This window comes from Pseudomonas sp. SB113 (assembly GCF_040754745.1).
GTDB lineage: Bacteria > Pseudomonadota > Gammaproteobacteria > Pseudomonadales > Pseudomonadaceae > Aquipseudomonas > Aquipseudomonas grimontii.
This window is the reverse complement of sequence record NZ_JBFMHW010000002.1, coordinates 236,931-250,009: the sequence shown is the minus strand read 5'-3', so window position 1 is coordinate 250,009 and position 13,079 is coordinate 236,931. Positions and strand designations below refer to the sequence as shown.

Below are 13,079 nucleotides of genomic sequence, written 5' to 3'. Positions count from 1 at the left end.
CAAAAGGCCCGCTGAATCAGCGGGCCTTTTGTTTGGCATTCAGATCAGATCAGAACCTGAATACTTCCATATCCGTACGGATCGGCGTTGCCATCGGCATCTTCGGCTTTTGCGGCTCTGCAGGCTTAGCCTGTACCGGGGCCGACTTGCGGGGCGCCTCGGCGATGGGTGGCTGGTTGGCCAATGGCTTGAGGGCCACCGACAACTGCTGCGCCAATTGCTGGAGCAGCACGCCCTGGGCCTGAACCTGGGACGCGGTGGTGCCGGCGTGCTCTTCCTGCAGGTGCACGATGCGGTTATCACGCACCTGGCCGCGACGATCGATCAAGCGCCATTGCGCATCGAGGATCGCCGGTTGCGACTTACCGGAATCGAGCCGTGTAATGGTCAGCAAGACCTGCACATCGGGGCTGAAGCCGGTTGGCGCAGGCGCCAGGACCACACGCTGGCTGTCCAACTGACCGGCCACCTGACGCAACATCAACTGGTTGATATCAGAAGACAAACTGCCCGCCCAACGACCATCAGTGGAACCTTGCAGGCTTCCATCGTTCTGACGTTGCAGCAAGGTTTCGCGTTGCAGGTAATCGGCCACGACTACCGGTCCCAGCAAAACGGACATGCCAGCGGTTTGGGCTGGCTGAGCCGGACTTCCGCTGTCCAGCTGGTACAGCGACACAGGCTGGTGTGTGCTGCAACCCGCCAGCCCCAGAAGGCCAGCGAGCATGAAAAATAGAGGAACGCGTGGAGCAGTCATCATCCCATCCAGGTGGCTGCCACAAGGCGAACCACAATGTAATACTAAAAATAACCTAAACACGCTCGGCCACGCCGGCGCTGGAAAGGCCATATCATCCGTGAATATGCGCCATGACTCCAGCGCCAAAGCGTCGATCTACGCTTTAAATCGTAGATCGAGGGCTCTAATACGCCTTAAACCGGTGTTTCCACCAGCAAAGCATCCACACGCTGGAAGCCGCGAGGCAGTTTATTACCGCGACGACCACGCTCGCCCTTGTAGTGTTCCAGGTCGTCAGGGCGCAATGACAGCGTGCGCTTGCCGGCCTGGAGCACCAGGGTAGAACCTTCCGGGATCACCGCGATGTCGGTCACGTACTCTTCGCGACTGGCCACCCGCTCGCCGGGAATCCCAATAATCTTGTTGCCCTTGCCTTTGCCCAACTGCGGCAGGTCGCTGATCTTGAACACCAGCAGGCGCCCTTCGGTGGTCACCGACGCCAGCCAGTTGCCCTCGCGGTCTTCCACCGGACGCGGCAGGATGACCTTGGCGTTGTTCGGCAGGCTCAACAACGCCTTGCCCGCCTTGTTCTTGGCCTGCAGGTCTTCACCCTTGACCACGAACCCATAACCCGCGTCGGAGGCGATCACATACAGCGAATCGTCATCCGGCAGCAGCACACATTCAAAATTCGCCCCCGGCGGCGGTGTCAGGCGACCGGTCAACGGCTCGCCCTGCCCCCGCGCCGATGGCAAGGTGTGCGCCGGCACCGAATAACTACGCCCGGTGGAGTCAATAAACACCGCAAACTGATTGGAGCGACCGGCTGCGGCAGTCTTGAAGCCATCACCCGCCTTGTACGACAAGCCAGTGGCGTCAATATCATGCCCTTTGGCTGAGCGAACCCAACCCTTTTCCGACAGAACGACGGTAATTTTCTCGTTCGGCAGCAGTTCGGTCTCTGTGAGCGCCTTGGCTTCGGCACGCTGCACGATTGGCGAACGGCGGTCGTCGCCATAGGTTTCGGCGTCTTTGATCAGCTCGGTGCGCACCAGCTTCTTCAGCTTGGCTTCGCTGCCCAGCAGGGCTTGCAGCTTGGCCTGCTCCTTGAGCAGCGCGTCTTGTTCGTCGCGCAGCTTCATTTCTTCCAGGCGTGCCAACTGGCGCAAACGGGTGTCGAGGATGTAGTCGGCCTGGATCTCGCTCAGCTCGAAACGTGCGATCAGCTCGGCTTTCGGATGCTCGGCGGTACGGATGATGTGGATCACTTCATCCAGGTTGAGGTAGGCAATCAGCAAACCGTCCAACAGGTGCAGGCGGCGCTCGACCTTGTCGAGGCGGAACCGCAGGCGGCGACGTACGGTTTGTATCCGGAACTCCAGCCACTCGACCAGCAGGTTGCGCAGGTTTTTCAACTGCGGCTTGCCGTCCAGGCCGATGATGTTGACGTTGACCCGGTAGCTGGACTCCAGCTCCGTGCTGGCAAACAGATGCTGCATCAGCACTTCGTGGTCGACCCGGCTGTTGGTCGGGATGATCACGATGCGGCAGGGGTTTTCGTGGTCGGACTCGTCACGCAGGTCGGCGACCTGCGGCAATTTCGACGGTTTGGCCTGCATCAGCGCGGCAATCTGCTCCAGCACCTTGGCACCGGACACCTGGTGCGGCAGGGCGGTGACGATAATGTCGCCGTCTTCGATGTGATACACGGCGCGCATGCGCACCGAGCCCTTGCCGGTTTCGTACATCTTCAGCAGGTCGGCGCGTGGCGTGATGATTTCCGCTTCGGTCGGGTAATCCGGGCCCTGGATGTGCTCGCAAAGCTGCTCGACCGTGGCCTTTGGCTCATCCAGCAAGCGCACGCAGGCGGCGGCGACTTCGCGCAGGTTGTGCGGCGGTACGTCGGTGGCCATGCCGACCGCGATACCGGTGGTGCCATTGAGCAGGATATTCGGCAAACGTGCGGGCAACACCAGCGGCTCGTCGAGAGTACCGTCAAAGTTCGGCCCCCAGTTCGCGGTACCCTGGCCCAACTCGCTGAGCAGCACTTCCGAATACCGCGACAAGCGCGCTTCGGTGTAACGCATGGCCGCGAAGGACTTGGGATCATCCGGCGCCCCCCAGTTACCCTGGCCGTCGACGAGGGTGTAGCGGTAGCTGAACGGCTGTGCCATCAGCACCATGGCTTCGTAGCACGCCGAATCGCCGTGGGGGTGGAATTTACCGAGCACGTCACCGACGGTACGCGCCGACTTCTTGTGCTTGGAGTCGGCGTCCAGGCCCAACTCACTCATGGCGTAGATGATGCGCCGCTGTACGGGCTTCAGGCCGTCGCCGATATGCGGCAAGGCACGGTCCATGATCACGTACATGGAGTAGTTGAGGTAGGCATTTTCGGTGAAGTCAGCCAGCGACCGGCGTTCTACGCCGTCTAAGCTGTCTGCGAGGATGTCACTCATGCGGGCCTCATCATTGTTTGGTAAAGCGCAGCGGAAATGCCGCCGCGCCGGATCGATTCAGAAAAGTAGCGACTCATGGCTGCGCGCTCCAGCCACCGGCGGGGGCGGCGAAACGATAGACCATGGGGCGTTTTTCACCATCGGCGCGGGGGCCGAAATTATTGTCGATGCCCAGCCAGGCACCGTCTGCGTCCACCACCAGGGCTTCGGCCAGGCCATAGGGCTGGGCGTAACGCCGCTCGGGCGTCAGGGTTTCGTCGGCGAACGACCAGCACAACTCGACCTTGGCCGTGACCGCATCGCGCCGGCAAATCCGGAACGCGTTGCGCTCCAGGGTAAACAGCTTGCCGTTGAACAGTGACAGATCGGCGAAATCCTTGGACACCGCCTTGGCACCGGTGAACTTGGCCGGCTGCATCTCCTGGCCGGCCTCACTCAACAACACGCAGGGGCCATCGCAATCCCAAAGGCTTTGCGGGCGCTTGATGGAGATGAGGCCGCGCCGCTCACGCTCCGCAGCCAGCCAGATCTGATTACCCTCGGGGTTGATCGCCAGGCCTTCGAACAAGGCATTGAAGTGCAGCAACATGCCACTAGCCCGGGCTTCGCGCACCATGCTCGGAGCGATCTTCAACCATTCAGGCGCACCGTTCACCGGCACTTGCAGCACCGCCGCATGGGCTTCGCTGACAATGTAGCGGTTGCCGGCGGCATCGCAGGTGATGCCTTCAAAGTCCAGGTCGCCGCCGCGAATGAACGACGCGGCCTTGGTGCGCGAACGCAGCCCCCAGGGCAACCCGGATTCCGGCACCGGCGGTACATCGATCCTTACCGCCTCGGCTTGCCAGGTCGGCGCACTGATATCGAGACGATAGATCTGGTCATCATCGCGGTCGGAAACTGTCCACAGATCCTTGCCACACTGCACCAGGCCCGACAGGTTGCCACCCCGCATGCCATCCACCGGATGTTCGGACACCAACTTGAGCTCAGCCACGGGCGCGGCGGCGACCTGAGTCGCTACCAGCCCGCTCAACATCAGGATCGCCAGGGCGAAACCTGTGCGCATCAGCCCAGGACCTCGGCCAGGTTGCCTTTGGATTCCAACCAGGACTTGCGATCCGGCGCGCGTTTCTTCGCCAGCAGCATGTCCATCATTTCCGAGGTGGCGGCGAAGTCTTCCAGGGTCAACTGCACCAGGCGCCGGGTGTTCGGGTCCATGGTGGTTTCACGCAGTTGCGGCGGGTTCATTTCGCCCAGGCCCTTGAATCGCGTGACCTGCGGCTTGCCGCGTTTCTTCTCGGCTACCAGGCGGTCGAGAATGCCATCGCGTTCCGCTTCGTCCAGGGCGTAGAAAATCTCCTTGCCCAGGTCGATACGGTACAGCGGCGGCATGGCGACGTAGACGTGACCGGCATCCACCAACGGGCGGAAGTGCTGCACGAACAACGCGCACAGCAGGGTCGCGATGTGCAGGCCGTCGGAGTCGGCGTCGGCGAGGATGCAGATCTTGCCGTAGCGCAACTGGCTCATGTCCGCTGCGCCTGGGTCGACGCCGATGGCCACGGCGATGTTGTGCACTTCCTGGCTGGCGAGGACTTCGCTGCCATCGACTTCCCAGGTATTGAGGATCTTGCCGCGCAACGGCAGGATCGCCTGGAATTCCTTGTCCCGCGCTTGCTTGGCGGACCCACCGGCGGAGTCACCTTCGACCAGGAACAGCTCGGAGCGCATCGGGTCCTGCCCGGCGCAATCGGCCAGCTTGCCGGGCAATGCCGGGCCCTGGGTGATGCGCTTGCGCTCGACTTTCTTGCTGGCCTTGAGGCGACGGCCGGCGTTGTTGATCGCCAGTTCCGCCAGGGCCAGGCCCAGTTCCGGGTGCTCGTTGAGCCACAGGCTGAAAGCATCCTTGACCACACCGGAGACAAACGCTGCCGCTTCGCGCGACGACAGGCGCTCCTTGGTCTGGCCGGAGAACTGCGGCTCCTGCATTTTCATCGACAGCACGAACGCGATGCGCTCCCACACGTCTTCCGGCGCCAGCTTCACGCCGCGCGGCAGCAGGCTGCGGTATTCGCAGAATTCGCGCATGGCATCCAGCAAGCCCTGGCGCAAACCGTTGACGTGGGTGCCGCCCTGGGCGGTGGGGATCAGGTTGACGTAGCTTTCCTGAACGCTGTCGCCGCCTTCGGGCAACCACAGCAGCGCCCAGTCGACCGCTTCCTTGTTTCCGGCCAGGCTGCCGCAGAACGGCTCGTTGGGCAGGCGCTCGAAATCGCTGACGGAGTCTTCCAGGTAGGAACGCAGGCCGTCTTCGTAATGCCACTCGACTTTCTCGCCTGTGCCTTTGTCTTCAAAGGTCACCAACAGGCCGGGGCACAACACGGCCTTGGCCTTGAGTACGTGCTTGAGGCGGCTGATGGAGAATTTCGGCGAGTCGAAGTATTTAGGGTCCGGCGCAAAGTACACGCTGGTACCGGTGTTGCGCTTGCCAACGGTGCCGATCACCTGCAGGTCGGTGGCTTTGTAGCCATCGGCGAAGGTCATCTCGTACTCATTGCCGTCGCGCTTGACCTTGACCCGCACCAACGTAGACAGGGCGTTGACCACGGAAATACCCACACCGTGCAAGCCACCGGAGAACTGATAGTTCTTGTTCGAGAACTTGCCGCCGGCGTGCAGCTTGGTAAGGATCAGCTCGACGCCCGACACGCCCTCTTCCGGGTGAATGTCCACGGGCATGCCGCGACCATCGTCGGACACTTCCAGGGAGTGGTCAGCATGAAGAATGACGTGCACCGACTTGGCGTGCCCGGCCAAGGCTTCGTCGACGCTGTTGTCGATGACTTCCTGGGCAAGGTGGTTCGGCCGACTGGTGTCGGTGTACATGCCGGGACGTTTGCGCACCGGGTCGAGGCCCGATAGGACTTCGATGGCATCGGCGTTATAAGAGCTAGCGCTGGGAGTGGCCATGGGGTCTCGTCGTGAGTCGTTCGATTAAAAAGTAACCTGCGATTTCCAAGGCAATTACAGTGCCGAGAAATCGAAGGATTGATACTGATCTGCGCCAATGCCGGCAAAACTCAACAGCGCCGGCAATTGCTGGGCGAACCCCTGGTAACCATGGTCGCCACCGGCCTGGATGCGCAAGGCACAGGCCCGGTAATACTGCTGGGCGAGGCGATAATCCAGTGTTTCATCACCGGTCTGCAACCACACCTGATAACGCGCGGCGTCCTGGGGAGCCGGCACTTCCAGCTCGGCCAGCGCCGTGACGTGGTCGTGGGTCAATTCCCAGGTTTCATCGGTGTAGAGGTTTTTCTGGGTACCCAGGTAACCGTCGAACATCCGATGGGGGCTGACGGCCGGGTTGACCAGCAGCGCCCTGAGGCCATGGCGCTCGGCAAGATGGGTTGCATAGTAGCCGCCGAGTGAGCTGCCGACCAGCAGCGGCCGCCCCAGTTCGGCAATGGCTTGCTCCAACTGGGGAATTGCCTGACGGGGATGGTGATGCAGCGCCGGCACGCGCAGTTGGTCGGCCAGGCCGAGTGTGTCCATCACGGTCACCAGCTGGCAGGCCTTGTTGGACGCAGGCGCGCTGTTGAAGCCGTGGATATACAGGATCGAAGCGGACATGCCGGGGTCTCCGTGCTTGCGCCAAAAGGGCGCAGTTTACAGGGATCGGGGTGGTGTGAGCACCCGATCATCCAGCCACCACATCTCTGATCAGTGTTTGCAGCTTTTAATAGCCGTTGCTGCCGTAGTCCACGGTAAAAGCGAAGCCTTTGACCCGCTCCACCCCTGTCTCCAGCCGTCCGTCGGCATGCAAACGCAACCAACGATAGCCCGGCGCGTGCTCGCTGACCTGGAAATCCTCGCTGCCCGGCGTGAACTGGATGCAGGTGGACGGCGAAGCCAGCAGGCGCACGCCGTTGCGCTCGCGGTCGATCTCCTGGTGCACGTGGCCCCAGAGCACTGCTTTCACCTGCGGAAAACGGTCCAGCACAGCAAACAGCGCATCGGGGTTGCGCAAGCCGATGGGGTCCATCCACGCACAGCCGATGGGCACCGGGTGATGGTGGAAACACACCAGGTGATGGCGGTTCGGGGCTTCGCTCAAGGCTTGAGCCAGCAATTGCAACTGCGAATCCTGCAGGTAGCCCGGCACGGAGCCTGGCACGGCGGAGTCGAGCAGGGTGATGCGCCAGTTGCCGAGGTCCACCACGGGCTCCAGCAGGTCACTGTGCGCGGCGGCGTGCAGCATAATCCGGGGCTCGTCGTGATTACCGGGAATCCAGCGCGCCGGGGCCTTGATCTGCTGAGTCAGGTCACGAAATGCCTGGTAAGACTCCAGCGTACCGTCCTGGGATAAGTCCCCCGTGGCCATTACCAGGTCGATGTGCGGCTGTTGCTGGCGCACCAGTTCGATCACCCGCTGCAGACTCTCACGGGTGTTCATGCCCAACAGCGTACCGTCGGCCTCGGCAAACAGGTGGCTGTCGGAGAGCTGCACCAGCAGCGCAGCGTTGGGGTTCAAGGTGGATACGCTCGGCAAGGCGCTCTCCCAAAGCAATCACAGAAATGGACAGTTGGGGCGATTATGCTGGGGCAGGACGCAAAGAGGAAACCCAGGAAGCAGACGCAGTTCACATCTACCGCACGACTTCGAACTCATGGCCCAGGGCCAGGCAATGACTCAACCATTCACCGAGGAACACATTGAGCTGTGCTTTCTCATCGGGCTGGTGCATGAACACATTCGGGTAAGGATAGATGCTGCGAAAGCGCCGCGCATGTTCGGCGCTGATGACTTCGGCCATCCGCGCATCGTGGTACACCTGCACTTCCAGTTGCGGCACCGGCAGCCACGGCAGGCTGTGTTCCTGGCGCACCCGCAGGGTGGTGGTGTACGGGCAGTTGACGATCACGTCCAGGGCCAGCACGCCCAGCATCTGGTCGCCATGGGTCACGCCGATGCGGCGCGCTTGCGGGGTGTGGCGCATGTCGGGCAGCAGACGCATCAGCCGCGCATAGTTGGCTTCGCAGGCGGCTTGCAGCCCGATCAGGTCGACTCGATAACGTTCCCGTGCCTTTACTGCCATAACCCCCTCACTTCCGCGCGATTAAGCGCAAGCCATTGCAGGGCGATAATGCTGGCTGCGTTGGAAATTTTACCGTCGCGAACGGCTTGCAGGGCGTCTTCAAATGCCCAGACCGTGACGCGGATGTCTTCTGCTTCTTCTTCCAGTCCATGGACGCCACCCGCCCCCGAGCTGTCGCAGCGGCCCAGGTACAAGTGGACAAATTCGGTACTGCCACCGGGCGACGGGAAATACTTGGTGATCGGCCACAGTGCGGAGAACGTCAGCCCAGCTTCCTCCTCGGCCTCGCGGTGTGCAACCTCCTCCGGCTCTTCGTCCTTGTCGATCAGCCCCGCAACCATTTCCACCAGCCAAGGGTTATTGCTGCGGCCCATGGCGCCCACGCGAAACTGCTCGATCAGCACCACTTCATCGCGCTGCGGGTCGTAGGGCAACACGCACACCGCGTCATGGCGCACGAACACTTCGCGATTGATCACGCGGCTCATGCCGCCGTCGAACTTTTCATGGCGCAGTTGCACGCGATCGAGCTGGTAGAAGCCCTTGTAGGCATTGTCGCGCTGAACAATCTCGATCGTACTCGGCGTCGATTTCGCAATGTCCGTCATACCCTTCCTCATCATGTCCCGTGCAATTCGCGCCATCCTAACGCGCTCCTGCCCATTGGTGCAGCCCCTTTGCGGTTGCCGGGCCAGACGGAGAAGGTCAAACTCACGCTCAATCAGCTTAGTGGCGAACTGACTGCCCTGCCGGTAGTCGAAGCTCCACAAATTTCGCTCTTATCGATAGACGAAGGACATCCATGTCGCTTTTAAAAATCGCATCCGTGGCCTGCATCGCCTTGACCCTCGGCGCCTGCCAAAGCCTGTTCCAACCCAGCTATCGCACTCCGCTGGAAGCCACCCGCGACGCCAGCGAGCAGAGCAAGCCGGGCTGCGCCGCCAGCGATTGCCCTTTGGTGAATATCGACACTGTGCACTTTGCCAAGGAACCCAAGCTGGATGCCTTGATCGAGCAACGCCTGCTGGAAATGACTCGCACCAACGCGGCCGACCCGCTGCCGTCGAGCCTTGAGTCTTATCGCGAGCAATTCCTCAGCACCGCAGCCCCACGCAACAGCATGTACTTGCAGGCCAAGGTACGTGAGCAGCATGACGGTTTGGTAATCATCGAGTTATCCAGCTACCTGGATCAAGGCGCCACCCACGGCGAGCCAGGCCGCGCCTTCATCAACTATTCACGCCAGCAGCAAAAGGCCCTGTGGCTGACCGATATGCTGCTGCCAGGCAAGGAAGATGCGTTCTGGAAAGCCGCCCAGGTGGCGCACAACAGCTGGCTGATCAGCACCCGTCTGAGCCTGGAACCGGAGTTCGTGAAAACCTACCCGTTCCAGAAAACCCCGAACGTGGCGCTGACCTATGGCGGCGTGATCCTCAAGTACCCCACCAGCACCATCGCGCCTTACGCCCTGGGCCATGTCGAGTTGCAGATTCCCTATTCGCGCCTGGAAGGCATCCTCAAGCCTGAGTGGGTGCCCGCGCGCCGCTGAAGGCCCGCCCCAGGATGAACTGCAACAGCCCTGCCAGCACCAATGCCGGCAGGGTTGCGCCGATGTCCGGGTACAGGTTGGCCAACAGGTGATACGTAGCAATGCCACCCAGCCAGGCCAACAGTGCCGGCCAACGCAGGCTGGCGACCGCGCCATGACCACGACGGCGCAGGATGAAATGATCCACCAGCACCACGCCGAACAACGGCGCAAACACAGAACCGATCAGCAACAGGAAGTTCTGGTACTGCGCCAACGGTGCAAAACAGGCGATCAGGGTGCAGATCACACCAATGGCCAGTGCCAGGTGCTCGACCTTCAAGCGCAACAGCATCCCACTGGACACCGCCGCCGAGTGAATATCGGCAAAGGCGTTTTCCGACTCATCCAACAGGATCAGCAGCAGCGGAATCCCCAGGCCGGCCCCAGCCAGCGCCAGCAGCAGCGCATTCACTTCACCGCTGGGCGCAAACGCCAGGGTGTAGGCCACGCCCAGGCTCATCAGCCAGAAATTACCAATAAAGAAACCCAGCGCCGTACCGCCAAACACGCTTTGGGCACGCTTGCCGAAGCGTGAGTAATCGGCAATCAGCGGCAGCCACGAAAGCGGCATGGCGATGGCGATATCAAAGCCGACCGCAAACGGCATCGAACCGTCACCGGCCTGGGCCCAGAGTGTGCCGAGGTCGGCCTTGGCGAAGAGGTTCCAGGTCAGCCACAGGCAGGCCGCCAGCAGCAGCCAGATACCCCATTTGCGCAAAATCTGCCGCACAAACGTCAGCGGACCGCTGACCGCCAGCAGGGTCGCCAGGCCACCGAAGAACAGTGTCCACAACAACGGGCTGGCCAATAGGCTGCCATCGCTGAACGCCCGCGCACCCAACAGGCTGGCGGCATCGCGCATCACGATAATTTCGAACGAGCCCCAGCCGACCAGTTGCAGCAGGTTCAGCAACGCCGGCAGGCTCGCGCCTTTGGCTCCGAGGCTGAGCTTGAGGGCGGCCATGGCGGACAGGCCGGTGTCGCTGCCGATCACGCCGACGGCCGCCAGCAACAGCACGCCCACCAGGGTGCCGAGGAAAATGGCCAGCAATGAACCGGACAACCCCAGGCCCGGCGCGAGCAATGCACCGGTCTGCAGGACCATCAGGCCGATGCCAAGGGAGAACCACAGGGAGAACAGGTCGCGCGCGCCGAAGACGCGTTTGTCGGAGGTGACCGCGATGCCAGGGGAATAAGTGTTCAAATCAGAAGTCTCAAGAGAACATGGTTACGAGCCGCAAGCCGCAAGAAAAAGCAGATTCAGCTTTTAACTTGTGGCTTGCCGCTTGCCGCTTAAACTTTCTTGTACAGCTGACTACCTTCCTGCTTGAACCGCTCCGCCTGCTCCGCCAGGCCCTTGGCGACGTCCACATCCACCGCTTCAATGCGCTGGTTGGCCGCGTACTCACGCACTTCCTGGGTGATTTTCATCGAGCAGAACTTCGGCCCGCACATCGAGCAGAAGTGCGCGACCTTGGCCGAGTCCTTCGGCAGGGTTTCGTCGTGGTAGGAGCGCGCGGTATCCGGGTCCAGGCCGAGGTTGAACTGGTCTTCCCAACGGAACTCGAAGCGCGCCTTGCTCAAGGCGTTATCGCGGATCTGCGCGCCCGGATGCCCCTTGGCCAAGTCCGCCGCATGGGCGGCGATCTTGTAGGTGATGATCCCGGTCTTCACGTCATCCTTGTTCGGCAGGCCCAGGTGCTCCTTCGGCGTGACGTAACAGAGCATGGCGCAACCGAACCAGCCGATCATCGCCGCGCCGATGCCGGAGGTGATGTGGTCGTAGCCCGGCGCGATGTCGGTGGTCAGCGGGCCGAGGGTGTAGAACGGCGCCTCGTCGCAGCACTCGAGCTGCTTGTCCATGTTCTCCTTGATCAACTGCATCGGCACGTGACCCGGCCCTTCGATCATGGTTTGCACGTCGTGCTTCCAGGCGATCTTGGTCAGTTCGCCGAGGGTTTCCAATTCGCCGAATTGTGCGGCGTCGTTGGCGTCGGCAATCGAGCCGGGGCGCAGGCCGTCGCCGAGGGAGAAGCTGACGTCATAGGCCTTCATGATTTCGCAGATTTCGTCGAAATGCGTGTAGGTGAAGTTCTCTTTGTGGTGCGCCAGGCACCACTTGGCCATGATCGAACCGCCACGGGAGACGATACCGGTGACGCGCTTGGCGGTCAGCGGTACGTAGCGCAGCAACACGCCGGCGTGGATGGTGAAATAGTCGACGCCCTGCTCCGCCTGTTCGATCAGGGTGTCGCGGAACAGCTCCCAGGTCAGGTCTTCGGCAGCGCCGCCGACTTTTTCCAGGGCCTGGTAGATCGGTACGGTACCGATCGGCACCGGCGAGTTGCGGATGATCCACTCGCGGGTTTCGTGGATGTGCTTGCCGGTGGACAGGTCCATCACCGTGTCCGAACCCCAGCGAATGCCCCAGGTGAGTTTCGCCACTTCTTCTTCGATGGAAGAACCCAGGGCGCTGTTGCCGATGTTGCCGTTGATCTTCACCAGGAAGTTGCGGCCGATGATCATCGGTTCCAGTTCGGTGTGGTTGATGTTGGCCGGGATGATCGCGCGGCCACGGGCGATTTCTTCGCGCACGAATTCAGGGGTGATGATTTTCGGCACGCTGGCGCCGAAGCTGTGGCCGGCGTGTTGCTGGTCCAGCAGGCCGCTGGCGCGGGCTTCTTCCAGCTTCATGTTTTCGCGGATGGCGACGTATTCCATCTCGGCGGTGATGATGCCTTTGCGGGCGTAGTGCATTTGGGTGACGTTGGCCCCGGCCTTGGCGCGGCGCGGGTTTTTCACGTGGGCGAAACGCAGCGCAGTCAGCTCGGCATCGCTGAGGCGCTGTTGGCCGAAGTGCGAGCTCAAGCCTGACAGGCGCTCGGTGTCGCCGCGGGATTCGATCCACGGCGAGCGCACATCGCCCAAGCCTTTGCGCACGTCGATGATGACGTTGGGGTCGGTGTAGGGGCCGGAGGTGTCATAAACCACCACCGGCGCGTTAATTTCACCGCCGAAATCGGTGGGGGTCACGTCCAGGCTAATCTCACGCATCGGCACACGAATGTCCGGGCGAGTGCCTTGCACATAGATTTTTTGCGAGCGGGTAAACGGTTGCACTGAGCCGGAGTCGACCTTGGCCGATTCACTCAAGTGCACGGTGTTTTTTAGTTTTGTAGTCATCACGG

Annotated in this window: 11 protein-coding genes; 1 reads left to right on the top strand and 10 read right to left on the bottom strand. The window is 61.6% G+C overall.

Features of this window, described 5'->3' with window-relative positions; all coding sequences use genetic code 11:
* Positions 1-49: 49 nt before the first annotated feature.
* The 8 genes from AB1462_RS03915 to AB1462_RS03880 form a co-directional block, all read right to left on the bottom strand.
* Positions 50-760 (bottom strand): membrane integrity-associated transporter subunit PqiC, encoded by a 711-nt coding sequence (locus AB1462_RS03915; RefSeq protein WP_090400875.1) that lies wholly within the window; start codon positions 758-760, stop codon positions 50-52.
* Between the two features lie 173 nt (positions 761-933).
* A complete protein-coding gene (gene parC, locus AB1462_RS03910) occupies positions 934-3,198 on the bottom strand; it encodes a DNA topoisomerase IV subunit A (protein ID WP_367246210.1) in 2,265 nt (754 codons plus the stop codon).
* A 73-nt stretch (positions 3,199-3,271) separates the two neighbouring features.
* Positions 3,272-4,267: an esterase-like activity of phytase family protein gene (locus AB1462_RS03905; protein WP_090400877.1), complete on the bottom strand. Its 996-nt coding sequence runs from the start codon at positions 4,265-4,267 to the stop codon at positions 3,272-3,274.
* The gene (parE, locus tag AB1462_RS03900; RefSeq protein ID WP_027604917.1) at positions 4,267-6,171 is read right to left on the bottom strand and encodes a DNA topoisomerase IV subunit B; all 1,905 of its coding nucleotides are present in this window, start codon (positions 6,169-6,171) and stop codon (positions 4,267-4,269) included. The genes AB1462_RS03905 and parE overlap by 1 nt, the downstream gene beginning before the upstream one ends.
* A gap of 54 nt (positions 6,172-6,225) precedes the next feature.
* Positions 6,226-6,834 carry a YqiA/YcfP family alpha/beta fold hydrolase gene (locus AB1462_RS03895; protein WP_259193370.1) on the bottom strand — a complete coding sequence of 203 codons (609 nt, stop codon included), beginning with the start codon at positions 6,832-6,834 and terminating at the stop codon, positions 6,226-6,228.
* Positions 6,835-6,940: 106 nt separating this feature from the next.
* Positions 6,941-7,753 (bottom strand): 3',5'-cyclic-AMP phosphodiesterase, encoded by an 813-nt coding sequence (cpdA, locus tag AB1462_RS03890; protein ID WP_315335710.1) that lies wholly within the window; start codon positions 7,751-7,753, stop codon positions 6,941-6,943.
* Between the two features lie 97 nt (positions 7,754-7,850).
* Positions 7,851-8,300: a DUF1249 domain-containing protein gene (locus AB1462_RS03885; protein ID WP_090400880.1), complete on the bottom strand. Its 450-nt coding sequence runs from the start codon at positions 8,298-8,300 to the stop codon at positions 7,851-7,853.
* Positions 8,291-8,908, bottom strand: a complete 618-nt coding sequence (locus AB1462_RS03880; RefSeq protein WP_090400881.1) for an NUDIX domain-containing protein — start codon at positions 8,906-8,908, stop codon at positions 8,291-8,293. Before AB1462_RS03880 ends, AB1462_RS03885 begins: the two co-directional genes overlap by 10 nt.
* A gap of 194 nt (positions 8,909-9,102) precedes the next feature.
* Between AB1462_RS03880 and AB1462_RS03875 the strand changes: the two genes are divergently transcribed.
* Positions 9,103-9,849 carry an RsiV family protein gene (locus tag AB1462_RS03875; RefSeq protein WP_259193373.1) on the top strand — a complete coding sequence of 249 codons (747 nt, stop codon included), beginning with the start codon at positions 9,103-9,105 and terminating at the stop codon, positions 9,847-9,849.
* On the opposite strand, the gene cytX is transcribed toward AB1462_RS03875, so the two are convergent.
* Positions 9,818-11,095: a putative hydroxymethylpyrimidine transporter CytX gene (cytX, locus tag AB1462_RS03870; RefSeq protein ID WP_367246207.1), complete on the bottom strand. Its 1,278-nt coding sequence runs from the start codon at positions 11,093-11,095 to the stop codon at positions 9,818-9,820. The genes AB1462_RS03875 and cytX overlap by 32 nt on opposite strands.
* 89 nt (positions 11,096-11,184) lie before the next feature.
* Positions 11,185-13,074 (bottom strand): phosphomethylpyrimidine synthase ThiC, encoded by a 1,890-nt coding sequence (gene thiC / locus AB1462_RS03865; protein WP_090400884.1) that lies wholly within the window; start codon positions 13,072-13,074, stop codon positions 11,185-11,187.
* Positions 13,075-13,079 lie beyond the last annotated feature (5 nt).

Excerpts from the sequence above, each read along its gene's own strand:
- AB1462_RS03880 (WP_090400881.1), bottom strand. The coding sequence starts at position 8,908 with ATGACGGACATTGCGAAATCGACGCCGAGTACGATCGAGATTGTTCAG.
- parC (WP_367246210.1), bottom strand. The coding sequence starts at position 3,198 with ATGAGTGACATCCTCGCAGACAGCTTAGACGGCGTAGAACGCCGGTCG.
- AB1462_RS03895 (WP_259193370.1), bottom strand. The coding sequence starts at position 6,834 with ATGTCCGCTTCGATCCTGTATATCCACGGCTTCAACAGCGCGCCTGCG.
- AB1462_RS03915 (WP_090400875.1), bottom strand. The coding sequence starts at position 760 with ATGATGACTGCTCCACGCGTTCCTCTATTTTTCATGCTCGCTGGCCTT.
- parE (WP_027604917.1), bottom strand. The coding sequence starts at position 6,171 with ATGGCCACTCCCAGCGCTAGCTCTTATAACGCCGATGCCATCGAAGTC.
- thiC (WP_090400884.1), bottom strand. The coding sequence starts at position 13,074 with ATGACTACAAAACTAAAAAACACCGTGCACTTGAGTGAATCGGCCAAG.
- AB1462_RS03875 (WP_259193373.1), top strand. The coding sequence starts at position 9,103 with ATGTCGCTTTTAAAAATCGCATCCGTGGCCTGCATCGCCTTGACCCTC.
- AB1462_RS03885 (WP_090400880.1), bottom strand. The coding sequence starts at position 8,300 with ATGGCAGTAAAGGCACGGGAACGTTATCGAGTCGACCTGATCGGGCTG.
- AB1462_RS03905 (WP_090400877.1), bottom strand. The coding sequence starts at position 4,267 with ATGCGCACAGGTTTCGCCCTGGCGATCCTGATGTTGAGCGGGCTGGTA.